This window comes from Citreimonas salinaria (assembly GCF_900107235.1).
Lineage (GTDB): Bacteria > Pseudomonadota > Alphaproteobacteria > Rhodobacterales > Rhodobacteraceae > Citreimonas > Citreimonas salinaria.
The window spans coordinates 1-21,258 of the sequence record NZ_FNPF01000014.1 but is presented as its reverse complement, the minus strand read 5'-3'; the positions used below and the strand labels follow the sequence as shown (position 1 = coordinate 21,258).

General features: G+C 70.6%; 19 protein-coding genes and 1 tRNA gene. 13 read left to right on the top strand and 7 right to left on the bottom strand.

Annotated features, from left to right (window positions below):
- The first annotated feature begins 123 nt into the window (after positions 1 to 123).
- The gene (locus BLW27_RS15150; RefSeq protein ID WP_089884438.1) at positions 124 to 1,188 is read left to right on the top strand and encodes a Hint domain-containing protein; all 1,065 of its coding nucleotides are present in this window, start codon (positions 124 to 126) and stop codon (positions 1,186 to 1,188) included.
- Between the two features lie 21 nt (positions 1,189 to 1,209).
- On the opposite strand, the gene BLW27_RS15145 is transcribed toward BLW27_RS15150, so the two are convergent.
- Positions 1,210 to 1,707: an SH3 domain-containing protein gene (locus BLW27_RS15145; protein ID WP_089884436.1), complete on the bottom strand. Its 498-nt coding sequence runs from the start codon at positions 1,705 to 1,707 to the stop codon at positions 1,210 to 1,212.
- Positions 1,708 to 1,812: 105 nt separating this feature from the next.
- On the opposite strand from BLW27_RS15145, the gene BLW27_RS15140 reads away from it, so the two are divergent.
- From BLW27_RS15140 to BLW27_RS15120, 5 genes are all read left to right on the top strand, one after another.
- A complete protein-coding gene (locus tag BLW27_RS15140; RefSeq protein WP_089884435.1) occupies positions 1,813 to 2,799 on the top strand; it encodes a 2-hydroxyacid dehydrogenase in 987 nt (328 codons plus the stop codon).
- A 124-nt stretch (positions 2,800 to 2,923) separates the two neighbouring features.
- Positions 2,924 to 3,385, top strand: coding sequence for a COG4315 family predicted lipoprotein (locus tag BLW27_RS15135; RefSeq protein WP_089884433.1), 462 nt, complete (start codon positions 2,924 to 2,926; stop codon positions 3,383 to 3,385).
- 364 nt (positions 3,386 to 3,749) lie between these two features.
- Complete coding sequence (locus BLW27_RS15130; protein ID WP_089884431.1) at positions 3,750 to 4,697, top strand: cytochrome P450 family protein; 948 nt, start codon at positions 3,750 to 3,752, stop codon at positions 4,695 to 4,697.
- Positions 4,694 to 4,975, top strand: a complete 282-nt coding sequence (locus BLW27_RS15125; RefSeq protein WP_089884429.1) for an acyl carrier protein — start codon at positions 4,694 to 4,696, stop codon at positions 4,973 to 4,975. The genes BLW27_RS15130 and BLW27_RS15125 overlap by 4 nt, the downstream gene beginning before the upstream one ends.
- On the top strand, positions 4,956 to 5,930 hold the full coding sequence (locus BLW27_RS15120) for a hypothetical protein (protein ID WP_089884428.1): 975 nt from the start codon (positions 4,956 to 4,958) through the stop codon (positions 5,928 to 5,930). The genes BLW27_RS15125 and BLW27_RS15120 overlap by 20 nt, the downstream gene beginning before the upstream one ends.
- Positions 5,931 to 5,999: 69 nt before the next feature.
- On the opposite strand, the gene BLW27_RS15115 is transcribed toward BLW27_RS15120, so the two are convergent.
- The gene (locus BLW27_RS15115) at positions 6,000 to 7,568 is read right to left on the bottom strand and encodes a 2-isopropylmalate synthase (protein WP_089884426.1); all 1,569 of its coding nucleotides are present in this window, start codon (positions 7,566 to 7,568) and stop codon (positions 6,000 to 6,002) included.
- 80 nt (positions 7,569 to 7,648) lie between these two features.
- Positions 7,649 to 7,876, bottom strand: coding sequence for a hypothetical protein (locus tag BLW27_RS15110; protein ID WP_089884424.1), 228 nt, complete (start codon positions 7,874 to 7,876; stop codon positions 7,649 to 7,651).
- Between BLW27_RS15110 and BLW27_RS15105 the strand changes: the two genes are divergently transcribed.
- The gene (locus BLW27_RS15105) at positions 7,875 to 10,565 is read left to right on the top strand and encodes a type I secretion protein (RefSeq protein ID WP_089884422.1); all 2,691 of its coding nucleotides are present in this window, start codon (positions 7,875 to 7,877) and stop codon (positions 10,563 to 10,565) included. The two genes, BLW27_RS15110 and BLW27_RS15105, sit on opposite strands and share 2 nt — an antisense overlap.
- Here BLW27_RS15105 and epsE read toward each other — a convergent pair.
- The gene (gene epsE / locus BLW27_RS15100) at positions 10,505 to 11,770 is read right to left on the bottom strand and encodes an exopolysaccharide biosynthesis GT4 family glycosyltransferase EpsE (RefSeq protein ID WP_089884420.1); all 1,266 of its coding nucleotides are present in this window, start codon (positions 11,768 to 11,770) and stop codon (positions 10,505 to 10,507) included. The genes BLW27_RS15105 and epsE overlap by 61 nt on opposite strands.
- A gap of 182 nt (positions 11,771 to 11,952) precedes the next feature.
- Between epsE and BLW27_RS15095 the strand changes: the two genes are divergently transcribed.
- The 3 genes from BLW27_RS15095 to BLW27_RS15085 all read left to right on the top strand — a co-directional run bounded on the left by BLW27_RS15095 (position 11,953) and on the right by BLW27_RS15085 (position 15,037).
- Positions 11,953 to 12,792 (top strand): glycosyltransferase family 2 protein, encoded by an 840-nt coding sequence (locus BLW27_RS15095; protein WP_089884599.1) that lies wholly within the window; start codon positions 11,953 to 11,955, stop codon positions 12,790 to 12,792.
- The gene (locus BLW27_RS15090; protein ID WP_089884418.1) at positions 12,789 to 14,153 is read left to right on the top strand and encodes an oligosaccharide flippase family protein; all 1,365 of its coding nucleotides are present in this window, start codon (positions 12,789 to 12,791) and stop codon (positions 14,151 to 14,153) included. Before BLW27_RS15095 ends, BLW27_RS15090 begins: the two co-directional genes overlap by 4 nt.
- A 92-nt stretch (positions 14,154 to 14,245) precedes the next feature.
- Positions 14,246 to 15,037: an inositol monophosphatase family protein gene (locus tag BLW27_RS15085; protein ID WP_089884416.1), complete on the top strand. Its 792-nt coding sequence runs from the start codon at positions 14,246 to 14,248 to the stop codon at positions 15,035 to 15,037.
- Here BLW27_RS15085 and BLW27_RS15080 read toward each other — a convergent pair.
- From BLW27_RS15080 to putA, 3 genes are read right to left on the bottom strand one after another with little or no spacing between them, the layout of a single operon-like run.
- Positions 15,034 to 15,426, bottom strand: coding sequence for a GFA family protein (locus tag BLW27_RS15080; RefSeq protein WP_089884414.1), 393 nt, complete (start codon positions 15,424 to 15,426; stop codon positions 15,034 to 15,036). The genes BLW27_RS15085 and BLW27_RS15080 overlap by 4 nt on opposite strands.
- Positions 15,423 to 16,217 (bottom strand): rhomboid family intramembrane serine protease, encoded by a 795-nt coding sequence (locus BLW27_RS15075; protein ID WP_089884412.1) that lies wholly within the window; start codon positions 16,215 to 16,217, stop codon positions 15,423 to 15,425. Before BLW27_RS15075 ends, BLW27_RS15080 begins: the two co-directional genes overlap by 4 nt.
- Positions 16,218 to 16,272: 55 nt before the next feature.
- On the bottom strand, positions 16,273 to 19,722 hold the full coding sequence (gene putA, locus BLW27_RS15070; protein WP_089884410.1) for a bifunctional proline dehydrogenase/L-glutamate gamma-semialdehyde dehydrogenase PutA: 3,450 nt from the start codon (positions 19,720 to 19,722) through the stop codon (positions 16,273 to 16,275).
- Positions 19,723 to 19,826: 104 nt separating this feature from the next.
- On the opposite strand from putA, the gene BLW27_RS15065 reads away from it, so the two are divergent.
- From BLW27_RS15065 to BLW27_RS15055, 3 genes are all read left to right on the top strand, one after another.
- Complete coding sequence (locus BLW27_RS15065; protein WP_089884408.1) at positions 19,827 to 20,303, top strand: Lrp/AsnC family transcriptional regulator; 477 nt, start codon at positions 19,827 to 19,829, stop codon at positions 20,301 to 20,303.
- A 31-nt stretch (positions 20,304 to 20,334) separates the two neighbouring features.
- A complete protein-coding gene (locus BLW27_RS15060; RefSeq protein ID WP_089884406.1) occupies positions 20,335 to 20,877 on the top strand; it encodes a tetratricopeptide repeat protein in 543 nt (180 codons plus the stop codon).
- A 44-nt stretch (positions 20,878 to 20,921) separates the two neighbouring features.
- Positions 20,922 to 21,005 (top strand) — tRNA-Leu (locus tag BLW27_RS15055).
- Positions 21,006 to 21,258 lie beyond the last annotated feature (253 nt).

The window sequence follows — 21,258 nt, the reverse complement described above, 5'->3', positions numbered from 1 at the left end:
CTAGACCCTGCCGCGGCCCATGTCCAACGGGACGCTATGCGCTGGCCGCACGATGCGGTAGCATGAAGAAATTCCGCGATACGGTCGGGCGAACCGGCCGAACGGTCCAGCCCGAGCAGTACCATGACCCAGACCCGTGCCCGCGCGAGCTTTGCCATTCCCTGGCATCTGACCGAGACCGACGGCGTGCGCGCCGCCCCGCTGGCCGAGCTGCGGCTCGGCGCGGTCTGGCGCTGGCACGGCGAAGCGGTGCGGCTGGACGCGGGCGACCCGGCGCTGCGGCCGTACCCGCCCGAGCATCACGACCGGCGCGCGCGGGCGGCGCGCATCGTGGCGCAGCTGTCGGGGATCGACGCGCGGGCCGAGGATATCGACCTCGACCCCTACGACGACGACCTGCTCAGCGACGGCACCGTCGCGCTGACCGACGGGCGCCAGGAATACGTGTTGTCGCTGGTGACCATGCACCGCAGCGGTGGCGTGCTGGCGATGACGGATGGCGCGTTGCCGCCGCAGGACACCGAGTTGCGCGTCATCCGCCCGATGCGCAGCCGCGCGGGGCGCGGCGCCGCGCTGCGTGGCCCGGCGGATCTGACGGGGTTCGCGGCGGGCACCCGGGTCGCGACACCGGACGGCCCCGTCGCGGTCGAACATCTGCACGAGGGCGACAGGGTCCTGACCGAGGATGCCGGCGCCCAGCCGGTGCAGTGGATCGGCGCGCGCCGGATCAGCGGCTCGCAGCTGTACCTGCGGCCCGATTTTCGCCCAGTCCGCATCGCGCCCGGCGCGTTCGCGGCCGCCCGCCCGCACGCGTCCCTGCTGGTCGCGCCGGGGCAGGGCGTGCTGCTGCACAGCAGCGCCGCCGGGATGCTGTTCAACGCGACGGAGGTTCTGGTCGCAGGCCGCGACCTGGGCGAGAGCGCCTCGATCGAGCGGGATCTGCAGGTGACCGAGGCCACCTATTTCAATCTCATGCTGGGCCGGCACGCGATCCTCTTCGCCAACGGAACCGCCTGCGAAAGCTTCCATCCCGCCGCGGCCGCGTTGTCGACCTTGTCCGGCGAGGATCGCGCCCGGCTGGCCGAGCGCTGGCCCGCTCTGGCGCGCAACCCGCAATCCTACGGACCGTTCGCGCGCCGCCGGCTCGATGCGGGCGAGGCGGCGATTCTGGCAGCAAGCGCTGCCTGAGTTCTGCCCCGCTGAGGTCGGCTATTCGCGGGTTTCCTCCGGGCGCACGCCCCACAGGGCACTTTTAGGCGCCCAGCCGTCATGCCCTCCGGCGCTCAGCCAGCACCAGGTCGGCTGGCATTCGCCCAGCCGGGCGATCACCCCGTAGCCCAGGCGCGCGACGGTCGTCGCGGACTCGGCCGGTTGCGCGCGCAGCTCGAGCATGTCGCGCAGCACGATCACGGTGCGCACGCCCGACAGCAGCGAATAATGCACCCAGCCGCCGGCGCCTTCGTTGTCGCGCACGCGGCGCCAGTGGCCGTGCTCGGCCGTGATCTCCAGCGGCATGTTGCGACGCTTGTAGATCCAGTCGATCCGGTGCGTCAGCGACGGGCCGCGCCGCACGTTGACCTCGGAGGACTTGAGCGACACGAAGCGCGGCAGCGGCAGGTTGGTAACGGGCCCGCGCTCGGTCGACGAAAACGCGGCGGTCGCCCACAGAATCGCGGCCAGCGCGAGGCCCAGCGCTTTCACACTCATGTCGATGTCCTGCCCGAGTTTTTCGGCGGGGGTTCTTGTGCCCCATCCGTTCGTGGCACAGTGTAGCGCCACGGTTCAGCATTGGGAACGCGCGGGGAGAACCACATGCCGTCAAAACGTCTGAGTGTTGTCGTCACGCGACGCCTGCCGGCGGTGGTGGAAACCCGCCTGTCCGAGCTGTTCGACGTGCGCCTCCGCGACGACGACACGCCGATGAGCCGCGGCGAACTGGTCGACGCGGTGGCCGAGGCCGACGTGCTGGTGCCCACGGTCACCGACACGATCGACGCGGGGCTGATCGGGCAGGCGGGCGCGCGGCTGAAGCTGATCGCGAATTTCGGCGCGGGGTTCGACCATATCGACGTCTCGACCGCCCGATCGCGGGGGATCCTGGTGTCGAACACGCCCGGCGTAGTGACGGACGACACGGCCGATATCGTGATGGCGCTGCTGCTGGGCGTGACCCGGCGCATCCCCGAAGGCCTTGCGGTGATGCAGCGCGGCGAGTGGGACGGCTGGGCGCCGACGGCGTTCCTGGGCGGACGGCTGGGCGGCAAGCGGCTGGGCATCCTCGGGATGGGGCGCATCGGCCAGGCGGTGGCGAGGCGCGCGGCGGCCTTCGGGATGCAGATCCACTACCACAACCGCCGCCGCCTGCGCCCCGAGACGGAAGAGGCGCTGCAGGCCACCTACTGGGAGAGCCTCGACCAGATGGTGGCGCGGATGGACATGGTCAGCGTGAACTGCCCCTCGACCCCCAGCACCTACCACCTTCTGAACGCGCGGCGGCTGAAGCTGATGAAGCCCTCGGCGGTGATCGTGAACACGTCGCGCGGCGAGGTGATCGACGAGAACGCCCTGACCCGCATGCTGAAGGCGGGCGAGCTGGCGGGCGCGGGGCTGGACGTCTACCGGCACGGGATCAAGGGCAACCCCGACCTGCGGGACATGCCCAACGTGATGATGCTGCCGCACATGGGCTCGGCCACCGAGGAAGGCCGTGTCGAAATGGGCGAGAAGGTGATCATCAACATCAAGACCTTCGCCGACGGCCACCGCCCGCCGGACCAGGTCGTGCCGTCCATGCTCTGAGGGACCGTCCTCGGCGGGGCGCGGCCGACCCGCGTTCCCGCAGGCCGGCCTTCGGAACTGGTGCCTTCCGCAGCTGTTTCCCGATCGTCCGCATGTGCAGCGGATTCATCAATCGGAGGCTCCCATGCTGCGTTATCAAGCCATCCTGCCCGTCGTCGCACTGGCCCTGTCCGCGTCCGCGGCGGCGGCACAGGATTCCCCGACGCTGAGCGTCGGGCAAAGCGAGGAGTATGGCAGTTACATCGTCGGCCCCGAGGGCAAGCCGGTCTACCTGTTCACGACCGACACCCAGGGGAACGGCGGTGAGCCGGCCGTCTCCTGCACGTCCGAAGAGTGCCTGAACGCCTGGCCGCTCGTGACCGCCGAAGGCGAGGTGAGCGTCGGTTCCGAGCTCGACGAGTCGCTCGCCGGCACCTTCACGCATGACGGGCACACGGTCGTCACCTACAACGGCTGGCCGCTCTACACCTTCGTCCGCGACGAGGCGGGGCAGGCGCCGCAGGGCCAGGACGTCCACTCGTTCGGCGGCGAATGGTATCTGCTCGACCCGCAGGGCGAGAAGGTCGAGGAGGAAGGCAGCGAGTAAAGCGAGCGGCCCCGCGCGGCGGGGCCGCCCCATACGCGCGCGGGTGGCGCCCCGTGGCGCCGGGCGCGGGCGCGCGTCGCGGTTTGCGGCCCCCGGAGAAGATGGTGTCGTCCATGCCTGACAGGGCGTCCCACGGTGGGACACAAGGGCGCCTTAGGAAAATCAAGGGGTTGCAGGGACGGATTCAGGTTCTGTTCATCTTTGCTGCTCCCTTCGCGTCGCCGGGCCGCGTGACCGGCGCCCCGAGCGGAGGTATCGGGCAGGTTCGTGCTGCGGCTTCGGCACCGCGAATGCCCGGCACGCCCGCGTTGTTCCGCGGCGTCAAACCGTGTACCCCTTGGACATCAGGCAAGTGAAGTCGGCGATGCGGTACGCGATTCCATCCGAGCCATCCGAGATCCTGCGGTCGCGGCATGTCGACGTCGTGCCCTACGCGGCGCGCGTGCGGGCGCTGTCCGAGCGTCTGGGCGTCGATTTCTCGTCCACGCTCTATGCCTACGACACGGTCCCGCTTTGCCAGCAACGGGACGCGCACGCCGCCATGCGGCGCGAGACCGCCGAGCTGATTGCCGCGCGGACGGGCGCGCTGCGCGCGGCGATCCCGGGGCTGATCGATGCGCATTGCGCCGTCCTGTGCGGGCCGGGCCGCGTCGACGTCATGCGGACCGTGCTGGCGCCACTGGTGTCGGACGCGCTGTCGGTGCTGGTCGAGGCGCCGCTGGACCCCGACGAGGACGAGCATGTGAGCCGCGTCTTCAGCCAGGCCATGGGCGTGGCGAAGCGGCGCAAGGTCGAGGACGCGCTGACGGGCCTGCGCGCGCGCCTGCGCGAGGCCCTCCCCGAGGCCGAGGAACGCGTTCTGGGGCTGAAGCTGGCGCTGGCGATTCTTGGCCGGGACGCGATGCTGGGAACCTTCGCCTGCACGCTGCACGACCTCGTCGCCGGGCTGGACGGGGCCCCGTGGTCGGCCCTGGACTGGCCCGACATGCCGACCCGCACGGGCGTGCCCTTCGTCGACCGCGTCGCCCTGCAGGACGTCAGCGTCGATGGCGAGGCGGTCGATGCGGGCGGCTCGATCCGCGCGCAGCTGGACGTCTACGAGACCGCCGCTGACCCGCGCGACCGGCTGGCCTTCTTCGGCGCGGGGGCACATACCTGCCTCGGCCGGGCGCTGACGCTCGATCTGTGGCGGGCGTTCGCGTCGATGCTGGCACGAAGCGGGGCGCGGCCGCGCGTGGCCGACTACGCGCTGCGCCGCGACGACGTGTTCCATATCCCGCAAACCTTCGTACTGGAGATCGCGACGCCATGACATGCGTGAGGACGGTCGTGCTGAATGCGCTCGACGCGACGATCGGCATCAAGGGCAACCCGGAATTCGTCAGGGCGCAGATCGCCGGCGACGATATCGACCTGGCCGAGCTGAACATCGACAGCCTGTCGCGGATGGAAGCGATCATGCTGATCGAGGAGGCGCTGGACATCGAGATCGACGACGACGAGGTGCTGGAGCAGAAGACGGTGAACGGCCTCATCGCGTATATCGAGCCGCGCGTCGGCCCTGCCGCCGATGCGTCCCGTCATCCCTGAGCCCGAAGACCCGCTGATCGCATCGTTCCACGCCGCAAGCGGGCGGCGTGTCCCGCAGGCCGTCACCGCGATCGAGAATCACTTTTCGCCGGACGAGACGATCCGGTTCCTGCGCGGGCTGGTCGCGTCGGGCCATCCGCAGGCCGCGACGCTGCTGAAGGCCCGCACGCTGGCCGAGGTGCTGGCCGCCAGGCGCGTGCAGCCGTTCCGGCGCACGCCGATCACCCCGGACGTGAGCCTTTACGGCGCGGACGGCAGCCCCGAGGAGAAGACGCTGATCGTCGCCTTCGGCGGGGTGGGCGGGCGCCTGGGTCTGCCGGTGGCGAATGTGCTGCAGGCCCTGGACGCCGAGCGCGTGGACCTGCTGATGCTGCGCGACCCGGACAAGCGCGGCTTCGCCTTCGGGGCGGGCAGCTTTGAGCCGGATCTTGCCGGGATCGTCGCGGCCCTGCGCGCGCGCTTTCCCCTGCGGCGATACCGCAGGCTGGTCACGCTGGGTTTCTCGATGGGGGCGGCGCCCGCGTTGAAGGCGGGGTTCTGGCTGGACGCCGACCGCGCCATCGGGATCGGCACGCGCAGGTCGAACGACGACCTGATGCTGGTGCGCCGCTGCGCCGTCGGGCCGGCCTTCGATCCGTTCTGCGAATGCCTGCGGGACCGGGCGCATCGGGGACTTCTGGTCCACGCGGACCACTGCGCCCGCGACGTCGCCGCCGCGCGGCGGATGGAGGCGAACGGCGCGGGCCGAAGGATCGTCTTTCGTTGCATGAACGATCACAATCTGGTGGCGCGCTTCTGGATGATGGGAGAGTTGCGGCCGTTCCTCGACCTGCTGGTGAACGGCCGGATGACGCTGGACCGGCGCGCGGGTCAAAAGCCGCTGGTGATCGGGCGGACATGGCCGCCGCGACTCCGCGCCGGGCTGAAGCGCAGGCTGGCGATGGTGCGGGGATAGGGCGGCTGGCAGAGGTCGCCGGGGCGTGCCGGCGTGCGACGGCCCCCGCCGGAGCGGGGGCCGTTCCTGTCAGCCGACGTCCTTGTAGCTGATTTCCTTGGTGTCCTTGCCGGTCTTGTCGCGGCGCACCAGCAGGCGGTTGAGCGCGTTGATGTAGGCGCGGGCCGAGGCGACGACGGTGTCGGTGTCCGCCGACTGGCCGGTGGCGATCATGCCGTCCTCTTCCAGCCGGACCGAGACGGTGGCCTGGGCGTCGGTGCCCTCGGTCACGGCGTGGACCTGGTAGAGCTGCAGCTGCGCCTCGTTCGGGTGCAGGGCGCGCACGGCCTTGAAGGTGGCATCCACCGGGCCGTCGCCGGTGCAGGTGGCCGAGACCTCGCGGCCGTCGATCTCCATTTCCAGCGCGGCCTCGGCCGGGCCGCCGGTGCCGCAGGTGACCGACAGGTTGACCAGCTGCAGCCGGTCGGACCCTTCGGTCGTGGCGGTGACGAGGGCGAGGATATCCTCGTCGTAGACTTCCTTCTTGCGGTCGGCGAGTTCCTTGAACCGCACGAAGATGTCCTTGAGCTGGTTGTCGCCCACGTCGACGCCGAGGTCCTTGAGCTTGGCGCGCAGGGCGGCGCGGCCCGAATGCTTGCCCATCACCAAGCTGGTGGCCGAGAGGCCGACATCCTCGGGGCGCATGATCTCGAACGTCTCGGCGTTCTTGAGCATGCCGTCCTGGTGGATGCCGGATTCGTGGGCGAAGGCGTTCTTGCCGACAATGGCCTTGTTGAACTGCACCGGGAAGCCCGACACGGTCGCGACGCGGCGCGAGATGCGCATGATCTTGCGGGTGTCGATGCCGGTCTCGTACGGCATGATGTCGGAGCGGGTGCGCAGGGCCATCACGACCTCTTCCAGCGCGGTGTTGCCGGCGCGTTCGCCCAGGCCGTTGATCGTGCATTCGATCTGGCGCGCGCCGCCCTCGACCGCGGCGAGCGCGTTGGCCGTCGCCATGCCGAGGTCGTTGTGGCAATGGGTGGCGAAGATCACCTCGTCCGCGCCGGGCACCTCGGCGATGAGGCGGCGGATCAGGTCGGCGGATTCGCGCGGGGCGGTGTAGCCGACGGTGTCGGGGATGTTGATCGTGGTGGCGCCGGCCTTGATGGCGATCTCGACGACGCGGCGCAGGTAGTCCCATTCGGTCCGGGTGGCGTCCATCGGCGACCATTGCACGTTGTCGCACAGGTTGCGGGCGTGGGTCACGGTCTGCTCGATCCGCTCGGCCATCTCGTCCTGGGTCAGGTTCGGGATCGCGCGGTGCAGCGGCGAGGTGCCGATGAAGGTGTGGATGCGGGGGCGTTCGGCGCCCTTGACGGCCTCCCAGCAGCGGTCGATGTCGGGCAGCTGCGCGCGGGCGAGGCCGCAAATCACCGCCTGCTTGGAACGCTGGGCGATCTCCGACACGGCGCGGAAGTCGCCCTCGGACGCGATGGGGAAGCCGGCCTCGATGATGTCGACGCCCATGTCGTCGAGCAGCTCGGCGATCTCGAGCTTTTCCTCGTGCGTCATGGTGGCGCCGGGAGATTGTTCGCCGTCGCGCAGGGTGGTGTCGAAGATGACGACGCGGTCCTTCGGCGTGGTTTGGTCGGTCATGATATGTCTCTTTCTGTCTTCATCCGTTGGCATCGGCGCGAGGCAGCCTCCTCTGAGCGGTCGCGCCGAATGCGCCGCGCTCAGAGGCGGATTAGGAGAAGACGGACGGCGCCCGCACGCAGCCCGCCGGGGCGCGTCGCAAGGGGGATGTGGCCGATCTTCGTCATGGGCGGGACGATAACCGCGGCATTTCGGGAATCAAAGGGAAAATTCGCCCCGCGGCGCTTTGCGCGGATCGCGGCTTGGGGCATGATGCCGCCGAAGGCCCGGGGTGAAGGGCGCGGCAAGGGCAGGATGCGCAGGAGCATGATCGCGGGTATCGCAAAGGGCCTTGCGGCGGCGGGCGCGCTGCTGGGCGCAATGCTGGCAGGGCCGGCGCAGGCCGAGCGGGATGCGGCGCGCGGCTATTTCTTCGGCAACTCGCTGGTCTACCACCTGAGCGAGGAGGCGCACCGGACCTCTGTGCCGTTCTGGGTGGGGCAGCTGGCGGACTCGGCGGGCAAGGATTTCGCCACGGACGGGCAGTGGGGCTTTCTGCGCAACTTCGCCGCCGATCTGCCGCCGAAGCCGAACTGGGCCTTTCCGGGGGTCGAGGATGCCTGGCCGCGCCACGACGCGGATTTCGCGGCCCAGGATTTCGACGCGGTCGTGGTCACGCCGGCGAATTTCATCCAGTTCCAGAAGCCCGACGCACCCTATCACGGCGATCCCGACGATTCCTCGCCGCTGAGCGCCGTGCTGGCGGTGCTGGACCACGTGGCGGCGGCCGAGGCGGGCGCGCGGCTGTTCCTGTACGAAGGCTGGGCCGACATGGGGCCGGTCACCGGGGGCTTCCCGCCCGAAGAGCCGGGCTATGGCCGCTACATCGACCTGAACGCGACGGCGTATCCGGCGTGGTACGACGACCTCGAGGCCGCGATCGCCCGCGCGCGGCCGGGCCTGCGCGTGGCGCGCATCCCCACGGCGCAGGTGCTGGCGCGGCTGCTGGACGAGGGCGGGCTGCTGGCGGGGATCGACCCCGCGGACCTGTTCGCCGACGCCTCGCCGCACGGGACGCCGAGCCTGTATTTCCTGGCTGGCATGGTGACCTATGCGGCACTGTTCGACGCGGCGCCGCCGGCGGATTTCGAGGTGCCGAAGGACATCGCCGCGCCGATCCGCGAGACCTATGCCGAGATCGCCGCGCTGGTGGCCGAGATGCGGCCCGAACCCGCGCAGGGCGAGGCCGCGCGCGAGGCGGAGCCGCTGCCGCTGCGAGAGATCGTCGCGTTGCCGCCCAGCGGTCTACGCCCCGACAAGGCGCCCGCGCTGGGCATGGGGCTGGCCGGGCTGGACGACTGGGCGACGCAGCATCCCTTCCTGGACCTGATGAAAAGCGCGCGGCCCTGGGTCGGGCACACCGAGGATCGCTGGGGCGGCGTGTCGACCGACTATCTGCGCGCGGGCGGGCACCTCGATGCCAACGGCTGGCCGCTGAGCATCCCCGACGGCGCGACCCGGCTGGAAACGGTGTTCCTGACCGACATGCCCGCCGAGGCGGAGCATCTGCGCGGCGATTACGTGATGCTGTATGACGGGCAGGCCGAGTTCGAGCTGACGGGCCGCGCGACGCGGGTGCGCTACGAGCCGGGGCGCGTGACATTTTCCTACGAGCCCGGCCCCGGTCTGGTCGGCATCGCCATCGACGCGTTGCCCGGGGACGACCCGATCCGCAACATCCGCGTGGTGAAGCAGGAGATGATGCCGCTTCACGAGGCGGGCGCGATCTTCAACCCCGACTGGATCGCGCGGATCGAGGACATGCGCGTGCTGCGCTTCATGGACTGGATGCGCACGAACGCCTCGCCCATCGCGCGGTGGGAGGACCGGCCGCGGCTGGACGACGCCACCTGGACCGCCTGGGGCGTCCCGCTGGAGGTCATGCTTGCGCTGGCCAACCACGTGGGCGCGGATCCCTGGTTCACCCTGCCTCACATGGCCGACGACGACTACGTGCGCCGGTTCGCCGATGCGGTGCGCGACGGGCTGGACCCGCGGCTGAAGGCGCATGTGGAATACTCGAACGAGGTCTGGAACTGGATCTTCCCGCAGGCGGACTGGGCGAAGGCGCGCGGCGAGGACCTATGGGGCGCGTCGGGCGATGGATGGATGCAGTATTACGGCCTGCGCGCGGCGCAGGTGGCCGACATCTGGGCCGAGGTCTTCGGCGAGGCGGCCGAAGACCGGCTGGTGCGCGTGGTGGCGGTGCAGACCGGCTGGCCGGGCCTTGAAGAGTCGGTGCTGACCGCGCCGCTGGCGATGCTGCGGCTGGGCCGGATGCCGAAGGACAGCTTCGATGCCTACGCCGTGACCGGTTATTTCGGCTACGAGATGGGCGGCGGCGACATGGCCCCCGTGCTGCGCGACTGGCTGGACCGGTCCGAGGCCGCCGCCCGCGAGGCCGCCGAGGCGCAGGGTCTGAGCCGGGTCGCGCTGCGCGAATACGTGCGCAAGCATCGCTTCGACGCCGCCATCGCGCCGATGACGCAGGCGCTGCGCGAGGGCAGCCTGCGCGAACTGGTCGAGGAGATCCTTCCGTATCACGCCGCCGTCGCCGAGGAGGCCGGCCTGCGGCTGATCATGTACGAGGGCGGCACGCACCTGACCGCGCGCGGCGCGCAGGTCGACGACGTGCGGCTGACGGATTTCCTCGCGCATTACAATTACACCCCCGAGATGGCCGCGCTCTACGAGGTGCTGCTGCAGGGCTGGGTTTCCGCCGGCGGCACGCTGTTCACCGCCTTCGTGGACGTGGGGGCTCCGTCGCGCTGGGGAAGCTGGGGCGCGTTGCGGCACCTGGACGACGCGAATCCGCGATGGGACATGCTGATGGCGTTCAACGCCACGGCGCCCGTCGACTGGTCGGACCGCGGGGCCGGGGTCTTCGCCCGCAACGCTCAGGCGCCGGAAGCGCCATCCGCTTCCGAGCCGTTGCCGGTGCCGGCGTCGGACCGTTGATCGCTCAGGGCGCGGCGGATCTCGTCCGCGAGGGTCTCGGCGCCGAAGCGCGTCTGAAAGTCCGCCTCGACCCGCGCGCGGCCGGCGGCGGCGTAGCGCGCGAGGCGGTCGGGATCGGCCACGACGTCGCGGATGGCGCGGGCCAGCGGGCCGGGGGCGCGCGGCTCGACCAGCAGGCCGGTGCGGCCGTCGTCGATCAGTTCGCGCGTGCCGCCTGCATCGGTGCCGATCACCGGCACCTCCATCGCCATCGCTTCCATGTAGGCGACGCCCAGCGGTTCGTGCCAGCTGGCCAGCACGAAGAGGTGCGCCTTCTGCAGATGCGCGCGCACGGCGTCGGCGTCGATCGCGCCGAGCAGGCGCACGTGGTCCTGCAGCCACAGCCGGGCGATCAGCGCCTCGAGCTCGGCGCGGTAGCCGGTGCCGCCGTCGTCATCCTCTCCGGCGATGTCCAGGCGCACGTCGACGCCCTGGTCCAGAAGCTGGCGCGTGGCCTGCAGCAGGTCCTGGTGGCCCTTCACGACGTTGAGCCGACCGCAGGAGAACAGCCGCACCGGGCGGCCGCGCTGGGGCGGGGCGTAGGGCCCGTCGCGGCGCAGCACGTCGGTGTCGACACCCATCGGGCGGACGACGAGGCGCGGCGGGAGGTGGTCGGGCAGGGAATTGGCCAGCTCATCCAGCAGCTTTTGCGTGATGACGGTGCCGAAGGCGGCGCCGGCCCATTTCAGCGCCTGGCCGGGGCCGTAATCGTGCAGCGGGCCGTGCAGGGTCAGCGAGTAGGGCGCGCCGCCCATGCGCCGGGCGAATGCGGCGATCAGGGCCGCGCGGCCGCAGGAATGCGCGTGCACGTGGTCGAGCCCGCGGGCGCGCGCCTGGTCGCGCAGCGTCTGCGCGGCGCCCAGCGTGACGGCGGCGTCGCGTGCGAGGCGCGGGCCCTCGCGCCCCTGCCGCGCGATCCACAGCGGCAGGCCGCGCGGGGTCAGCCGGGTGAGGGCCCCCAGCGTGGGGCCGATGGCGGGCCGGCCAAGGTAGGTGGTTCGCGCCATCGCGTCGCCCGACCAGTCATGCGCGATCAGCCCGGCCGCCGGCGGGCGGGTCGAGAAGACGTGCACCTCGTGGCCCATCGCCTCGAGCGCCGCGATCTCGCGCCAGAAGAAGATGTGCGTCTGCCCCGGGAACTGGGGCACGAGATAACCGATCCTCAAGGGATGCGTCACGGTCCGACCTATCGTGTGAGGGGCATGGGCAGCTTCGGGAGGCCACTTTCGCGGGGTTTCCTTTTTTTGGCCATACACGCCCGGCAGGGTGACGCCTGCGCGGGGGCGAATTTTCGCGGCCTGTGGCGCGGGGGGAACGGGGGGCGGTGCGTCGCATGCAGGCGGACCCGATGACAGCCAGCCGGCCGGTTCTGTCGGTGATCGTGCCCGCCAGCAACGAGGCGCGGCATCTGGGCGCGTGCCTCGACGCGCTGGCCGCGGCGCATTGGCCGCGCGTGGCCGAGGTCGTGGTCGTGGTCAACGGCTCGCGCGACGATACGGCGGCGGTCGCGCGGTCGCGGGCGGCGGCGCTGGCGCGGGCCGGCCTGCCCCTGCGGGTGATCGAGCGGGAGGAGGCGTCGAAGATCGGCGCGCTCAATGCCGGGGACGCGGCGGCGCGGGGGGCGGCGCGGATGTATCTGGACGCGGACGTGGTCGTGTCTGCGGACTTGCCGGCGCAGATCCTCGGGGCATTGGCAGCGGACGGCGCGCGCTTTGCCAGCGGCAGGGTGCGGATCATCGGGCGCGGTGCCATGGCGCGCGCCTACGCGCGGTTCTGGCGCAACGTTCCGTTCATGCGCGCGGGCGTGCCGGGCTGCGGGCTTTACGCGGTGAACGGCCCGGGGCGCGCGCGGTGGGACGCGTTTCCCGACATCATCGCGGACGACCTGTTCGCACGGCTGTCGTTGCGCCCCGAGGAGCGCGTGGCGGTGCCGGCCGCCTTCGATTGGCCGGTGGCCGAGGGCTGGCGCAATCTTGTCCGGGTGCGGCGGCGGCAGGATGCGGGCGTGGCCGAGATCGCGCGGCGCTTTCCGGAGCTGATGCGCAACGAGGACAAGGCGGCGCTTTCCCGCGGCGATGCGTTCCGGCTGGCCCTGCGCGACCCGGCGGGCTTCGCGGCCTATGCTTCGGTCGCGCTGGCGGTGCGCTCGACGCGCGGGCGCCGCGATGGCTGGAGCCGGGGTCGATGATCACCGTGATGCACCGGATGCGGGGCGGATCGCTGGGCGCGCGGGCGGCGCGGTCGACCCTGCTGACGGTTGCCGGCTATGGCGGCAACCAGGCGATCCGGCTGGCGTCGAACCTGATCCTGACGCGGCTGCTGTTTCCCGATGCCTTCGGGCTGATGGCGCTGGTGCTGGTCTTCCTGATGGGCCTGTCGCTGTTTTCCGACATGGGGATCACCCCGTCGATCCTGCATTCCGAACGCGGCGACGATCCGGATTTCCTGGACACCGCCTGGACGATGCAGGTGGTGCGCGGCTTCGTGCTGTGGGGCGTCGCCTGCGCGGGCGCCTGGCCCGTGGCGTGGTTCTACGACGAGCCGATGCTGGCGCAGCTGGTCCCCGTGGCGGCCGCGGCGCTGGCGATCAACGGGTTCAAGCCGACGCGCATGGACACCGCCAACCGCCACCTGCTGCTGGGCCGGCTGACGGCGATCGACCTTGGCGTGCAGGTCGTCGGCATCGGCACCGGCGTGGTGCTGGCCTGGCTCACGGGTTCGGTCTGGGCGCTGGTGGCCAGCAACCTCGTTGCCGCCGTGGTCGAGGTCGGGGCCAACGCCGCCCTGCTGCCGGGCCACCGCAACCGCCCGAGGATCGAGCGCGCGGCGATGTCCCAGTTGGTGCACTTCGGCAAGTGGGTGTTCCTGGCGACCCTGTGCCACTTCGCCTACAGCCAGGGTGACCGCATCCTGATCGGCAAATGGCTGACGCTCGAGACGCTGGGGATCTACAACATCGGCTTCTACCTGGCCTCGTTCCCGATGCTGCTGGGCGGCATGGTCGCGTCGCGCGTGCTGATCCCGATCTACCGCGAAAGCCCGCCCTGGGAGAGCCGCGCGGCCTTCGACCGGCTGCGCCGGATGCGGGTCTTCGTCACCGGCGCGCTTCTGGCGCTGGTCGCCGGCGTGGGGGCGGCGGGCGTCTGGCTGGTCGAGGTCCTGTACGACTCGCGCTACGTCATGGCCGGCCCGATCGTGGTGCTGCTGGCCTGTGCGCAGATCCCGCTGCTGATCGCGCAGACCTACGACCAGGCGGCGCTGGCGCGGGGCGACAGCCGCAGCTTCGCGGTGCTGGGATTCCTGCGGGCGGCGTTCATGGTGGGGATGATCGTGGCCGGGCTGGAGCTGGCGGGGCTGGCGGGCGCCGTGATCGGGCAGGGCGTGGCCCATGCACTGACCTACCCGGTGCAGGTGTGGCTGGCGCGGCGCTTGGGCGCGTGGGACCCGCTGCACGACGCGGGGTTCGCCGCGCTGGGACTGGGCGCGGCGGCGCTCGCGATCTGGCTGAACGCCGACGCGATCCGGGCGCTGGTGGTCGCGGGGCCGTAAGGGGTCCTTGCCGGAAGGGACGCGCCGGGCTTGGCATTCGCGGCCGGGCCGCGTATAGGCGCGGACTGAATTTCCGGACAATGGGCAGGGCCATGAAGGGCAGCGCGAATCTCAACGTGATGATCAAGACCGCGCGCAAGGCGGGCCGGTCGCTGGTCAAGGACTTCCGCGAGGTCGAGAACCTGCAGGTCTCGATGAAGGGTGCGGGCGACTTCGTCAGCCGCGCCGACATCGCGGCCGAGAAGATCGTCCGCGACGAGTTGATGGCGGCGCGTCCGACCTACGGCTTCGTCGGCGAGGAAGGCGGCGCGACCGAGGGCGAGGACCCGACCCGTCGCTGGATCGTCGATCCGCTGGACGGCACGACGAACTTCCTGCACGGCCTGCCGCACTGGGCGGTGTCCATCGCGCTGGAGCACAAGGGCCAGATCGTCGCCGGCGTGGTCTACGACCCCGCCAAGGACGAGATGTTCTACGCCGAGAAGGGCGCCGGTGCCTGGCTGAACGATTCGCGACGCCTGCGCGTGTCGGGCCGCCACGCGATGATCGAGGCGGTCTTCGCCACCGGCATCCCCTTCGCGGCCAAGGCGACGCTGCCGGCGATGCTGACCGACCTCGCGAAGATCATGCCCGCCTGCGCCGGCGTGCGGCGCTTCGGCTCGGCCGCGCTGGACCTGGCCTACGTCGCCGCCGGCCGCTACGACGGTTACTGGGAGCGCGAACTGAGCATCTGGGACGTCGCCGCGGGGATGCTGATCGTGCGCGAGGCGGGCGGCTTCGTCGAGGGCATCCGGGCCGAGCAGGACCCGCTGGAAAGCGGCTCGATCCTGTGCGCGAACGGGCAGTTGTTCGACCCGCTGGCGAAGCTGCTGCGCGACCGCTAGGGGTTCCCGCTGCGGTCCGACGGGTGGTTGACGCCGTCGGCCCAGGGCAGCGGTTCGGTTTCCTTCGGCTCGATCCCCTCGATGGCATAGAGGTTCACGCCGTATTCGTTCGGGTTCGAGCGGCGGCGGTGATACATGTAGATGCCGCAGATCCGGCAGAAATGGTGCTTGGCCGTGTGCGTGCCGAAGCTGTAGAGCGAAAGCTTGTCCGCGCCGCGCACCACCTCGATCCCGTCCAGCGGCGCCGAGACCGCCGGCGCGCCCCGCCTGCGGCAGAACGAGCAGTCGCAGCGGCGCGCGGTGTTCAGACCGTCGGTCAGCCGCACGCGCAGCTCGACGGCGCCGCAATGGCAGGTGGCGCGGCGGGTGCCGTTTGGTTCAGTCTTCATCGTCGTCCACGTCCCCAGGGGCCGCCACGCCCGCGCGCCTGCCCGGGCGACTGGCGCGGCACGCGCGGGATATGCGTGCGCGTCAGCGGATAGCGCGCATCGGGATGCGGGGGATGGCCGTGGGTCACCTGCCAGTAGGCCGGTCCGCCGCGCTTAAGCCAGACCGGGATGGTCAGCACGATCCCCGCGATGAAGCCGCCGGCGTGGGCCCAGTAGGCGACGCCGCCCTGTCCGCCGGTGCTGGAGAAGCCGCCGAAGATCTGCATGGCGAACCACAGCGCCAGCAGGATCCAGGCGGGCAGGGGGATGACGCGGAAGATGATCACCAGGATTATCAGGATGTCGACGCGCGCGCGCGGATAGAGCAGCAGGTAGCCGCCCATGACGCCCGCGATGGCACCCGAGGCGCCGACCATCGGGATGGTCGAGGCCGGATCGGCCACGTATTGCCCGAGCCCCGCCGCGAGCCCGCAGGCAAGGTAGAACAGCGCGAATCCCGCATGCCCCATCTCGTCCTCGATGTTGTCGCCGAAGATGAACAGGAACAGCATGTTGCCCAGCAAATGCATGATGCCGCCGTGCAGGAACATCGAGGTCAGGAAGCCGGCGAGGCCGGCGCCCTCGCTCACCAGGGCGGGGATCAGCGCGTAATCGGCGTAGAAGCTCATCAGCGCGCGGGGGTTCGCCTCGAGGTTCCAGGTGGCGAGGTAGACCGCCACGTTGACCGCGATCAGCGCGTAGGTGACGAACGGCGTTCGCCCCGAGGGGTTGTGGTCGCGGATCGGGAACATGCAGGGACAGTGGCACGCGCGGCGCCGGCGTCAAGCCGCGCGTGCCACCGAGCGGTCATTCCCCGCCGGCGAGCAGCGCCGCGTTGCCGCCCGCGGCGGTGGTGTCGATACAGACGTGACGCTCGGCCCTTGCATGGGCGCGGTCGGGCGTGCCGGTGATCAGCGGCACGATCGGGCCGTCGCGGCGCGCGAGCGCCTGCCGCATGCGGCGCGCGGTGTCGGCATCGCCCCACCACAGCAGGCCCGACAGGCCGTGAAGCTGCGTCAGCGCCGCGGGATCCGGCAGGCCATTGGCCTCGACCGCGATGCCGTCGAGGGCGCGGATCTGCCGGGCCTGTTCGGCGGCCGCCTCGGCTCCGGGGCCGAGGCACAGCACCGGGCCGCGCGGCAGGGTGACGTACTGGTTCGCCTCGCCCGTCGGGCCGGGCAGGTCGTGGCGCGCGACGGGGCCGGGCCGCGCGGCCTTGGCAAGCCCTGCGTTCAGCGCGTCCGCGTCGGTGGCGCCCGACCATGCGCCGGTGGAAGTCGTCGGCGCGTCGTGGCGGCGGAAGCGATCGACGTAGAGCGGCCCGCCGGCCTTGGGGCCGGTGCCCGAAAGCCCTTCGCCGCCGAAGGGCTGGCTGCCCACGATCGCGCCGATCTGGTTGCGGTTGACGTAGAGGTTGCCGGCGTGGATGCGCTCGGTCACGTGCTGGACGCGGTCGTCGATGCGGGTCTGCAGTCCGAAGGTCAGCCCATAGCCGGTGTCGTTGATCGCGTCGATCACCCGATCGATGTCGCGCGCCTTGAAGGTGGCGACGTGCAGGACCGGGCCGAAGATCTCGCGCTGCAGGTCCGCGATGCCGCCCACGCGGATCAGCGTCGGCGCGACGTAGTGGCCATGGTCGGGCGTCGGATAGGTGCGCAGAACGCGGCCGTCGGATTGCGCCTGCGCCACGTGGGCCATGATGCCGGATTTCGCCTCGGCGTCGATCACGGGCCCGAGGTCGCAGTCGAAGTCCCAGGGCGCGCCAATGACCAGCGCGTCCATCGCGCCCTGCAGCATCTTCAGGAAGTCTTCGGCGATGTCCTCCTGCACGTAGAGGCAACGCAGCGCCGAGCAGCGCTGACCGGCGGACTGGAAGGCCGATTCGACGATCGCCTGCACGGCCTGTTCGGGCAGCGCAGTACTGTCGACGATCATCGCGTTCAGCCCGCCGGTTTCCGCGATCAGCGGCGCGCCGGGGTCAAGGTGGTCGGCCATCGCGCGATGGATCAGCCGGGCGGTCTCGGTCGAGCCGGTGAAGGCCACGCCGTCGACGCCCGGCGTCGAGGTGAGCGCCGCGCCCACGTCGCCCGCGCCGGGCAGAAGCTGAAGCGCGTCGCGCGTTACGCCGGCCTCGTGCAGCAGTTCGACCGCGCGGTGCGCGATCAGGGGCGTCTGCTCGGCCGGTTTGGCGAGGACCGCGTTGCCGGCGGCCAGTGCCGCGGCGATCTGCCCGGTGAAGATCGCCAGCGGGAAGTTCCACGGCGAGATGCAGGCGAAGGTGCCGCGCGGCGGCGCGCCCTCGGCCCGCGCGCCGTAGTAGCGCAGGAAGTCGACCGCCTCGCGCAGTTCGGCCACGGCGTCGAGCGGCGTCTTGCCGGCCTCGCGGTGCAGCAGGGCGAAGATCTCGCCGAAATGGGATTCATAAAGGTCGGCGGCGCGGTTCAGAACGGTCTTGCGCGTTGCCGCGTCCGCGTCCCACGGCTGCGCGGCTTCGACCGCGGCGGTGACCGTCTCGGCGCTTGCCCAGGTCACGTGGCCGACAAGGTCCGAGGGGTCGGACGGGCTGCGCATCTCGGTCGTCTCGCCCGCGGGCGCGTCGCAGGCCAGCAGCGGCGCGGCCGTCCAGACATGGGTGCGGAACGCCTCGCGCGCGACGTCGAGGGTCGCGGCCTCGGGGCGGTCGCGCAGGTCGAAACCCTTGGAATTCGCGCGCTCGGGGCGGAAGAGGTCGGGGCCGGCAGTCAGGGAGCGGGTATCGCCCTGCGCCAGCGCGTCGAACGGATCGGCGGCGACCTCTTCCGGGGGCACGTCCTCGTCCACGATCCGGTTGACGAAGCTGGAATTGGCGCCGTTCTCAAGCAGGCGCCGCACGAGGTAGGCCAGCAGGTCGCGATGCGCGCCCACCGGCGCGTAGATGCGGCAGCGCGTGCCCTCCTGCTGGCGCACGAGGTCGTGCAGCGTCTCGCCCATGCCGTGCAGGCGCTGGCATTCGTATTCGGCGGGGTCCTTGCCCATGGTGTCGGCCATGTGCAGCACGGCGGCCACCGTGTGCGCGTTATGGGTGGCAAATTGCGGGTAGATTCGGTCGGTCATGCCCAGCAGCTTGCGCGCGTTGGCGATGTAGGACACGTCCGTCGCCCATTTCGAGGTAAAGACCGGGAAGCCGTCGATGCCCGCGACCTGCGCGCGCTTGATCTCGGTGTCCCAATAGGCGCCCTTGACCAGCCTGACCATGAACCGCCGGTCGAGGCGCTGGGCGAGGTCGTGCAGCCAGTCGATGACGTGGCCGGCGCGCTGGCCGTAGGCCTGGACGACGATGCCGAACCCGTCCCAGCCCTTGAGCGAGGGTTCCGACACCACTTCCTCGATCACGTCGAGCGACAGCGACAGGCGGTCGGCTTCCTCGGCGTCGATGTTGAGCCCGATGCCCGCGCTGCGCGCCAGCTGGCACAGCGTGCGCAGGCGCGGCACCAGCGTATCGCGCGCCGCCTGGGCGTGCAACTCGTCGTAGCGGGCGAAAAGCGCCGACAGCTTGACCGAGATGCCGGGATTCGTGCGGATGTCGTTGCCGCGCGCGGCCTCGGCGATGGCGCCGATGGCACGGCTGTAGGACAGGTGGTAGCGGCGGGCGTCCTCTTCGGTGCGCGCGGCCTCGCCCAGCATGTCGTAGGAATAGGTGTAGCCCTTCGCCTCCTGAGCGGCGCCGCGTTTCATCGCGGACTGGATCGTCTCGCCCAGCACGAACTGCGCGCCCATCTCGCGCATGGCGCGGCCCACGGCGGTCCGGATCACCGGCTCTCCCAGCCGGCGGATCGCGCCGCGCAGGTGCCTGACCGGGCTCTGGTCGCGGTCGTCCAGCACCTTGCCGGTCAGCATCAGCGCCCAGGTCGAAGCGTTGACCAGCGGCGAGGTCGAGTGCCCCATGTGCTTGCCCCAGTCGCTCGGGGCGATCTTGTCCTCGATCAGCGCGTCGATCGTGTCGGCGTCGGGAACGCGCAGCAGCGCCTCGGCCAGGCACATCAGCGCGATGCCCTCGTCGGTCGAGAGACCGTATTCGGCGAGGAAGACCTCCATAAGGCCGGGGCGGGTGGCGCCGCGGATGTCCTTGACCAGCGCGACCGCGCGGTGCTGTATGGCCTGCCGCTGCTCGGGCGTCAGGTCGGCCTCGGCCGTCAGGCGGGCGATGGTCTCGGCCTCGTCGGCATAGGTAGCGGCGTCGATGCGCGCGCGCAGGTCGGTCTGGGTATCCCGGGGCATGGCTCTCTCCGTCGTTCAGGGCAGTTTACAGCGTGACGGGAAGGCGTTCCGCCTTATAATGATGATCCGCGCGGTCCTTTGATCCGAAAAACAGGTGAGACACGATGCAAACGGAAACGAGCGGGCTCGACCGCTTCGACCGGGCGATTCTGGCGGTTCTGACGGTCGAGGGGCGGGTGTCGATCACCGAGCTTGCCCGGCGCATCGGCTTGTCGAAATCGCCCACGCAGGCGCGGCTGCGACGGCTGGAAGAGACGGGCGTGGTGCGCGGCTACCGCGCCATCGTCGACCCGATCCGGTTGGGGCTGGACCACGTCGCCTTCGTCGAGGTGAAGCTGAGCGATACGGGCGAGCACGCGCTTGCCGCCTTCAACAACGCGGTGACGGCCATCGCCGAGATCGAGCAGGCGCACCTCATCGCGGGCAACTTCGATTACCTGCTGAAGGTGAGAACCGCGGACATGCGCGCCTATCGCCGCGTGCTGGCCGATCGCATCTCGACCCTGCCGGGCGTGGCATCGACATCGACCTACGTGGCGATGGAGGCGGTGAAGGAGGATGGTCTCGGCGACGTGACTTGATCGGTTCCGGCGAACGGGCAGGATAGGGAGCATGAAACGGATCGTCTTCGCGCTTGTCCTTATGGGCTCGCCGGCCCTGGCCGACGGTTGCCCGGCCGCGCCCGACCACGAGGCGGCCATCTCGGACCTGCTGGCGCGCATCCAGGCCGCTCCGGACGAGATGACGGCGCGGCCGCTGAACGGGGCGTTGTGGGAGCTGTGGCTCGACGCGCCGGACGAGCCCAGCCAGGCGATGCTGGACCAGGGTATGCGGGCGCGGTCGTCCTTCGACTACCTGAATGCGCTGGAACGGTTCGATGCGCTGGTGGATTACTGTCCGTTCTACGCCGAGGGCTACAACCAGCGCGCCTTCATCAAATTCCTGCGCGAGGACTATGCCGCGGCACTGCCCGACCTTGACCGGACGCTGGAGATCGAGCCCCGGCACGTGGGTGCCCTGTCGGGCCGCGCGCTGACACTGATGGCGCTGGGCCGTGCCGAGGAAGGGCAGGCGGCGCTGCGCGCGGCGCTCGCGCTCAACCCCTGGCTGGCCGAGCGTGTGCTGCTGGTGCCCGCGCCCGGGCGCGACCTCTGACATCCCTTTGCAATGCCGCGCGGCATGCGGCAGAACGGTCCCGCGCCCGCGTGGTGGAATGGTAGACACAGGGGACTTAAAATCCCCAGGCTTCGGCCGTGCCGGTTCGAGTCCGGCCGCGGGTACCAGCGCTTCCTTGGATCGAACGACTCGGGCGGGCCTTGCAGACGCCGGGGTGTCCCAACGGCAAGGTGGACGCAAACGGCGGACGTGCGCGCGGTGGGTTCGGCAAGTGACTGATGTTTATGCCGAAATCGCATTCGTTAAGATTTTCTGCCCTCACCCTCAAAAAACTGCTTGCGGAGTTTGTGCGTGATCCGTAGATAGCCCCTCACCGGCGGCGCTGAGGCGCTGGCGGGACAATCCGGAGCGAGATTGGCG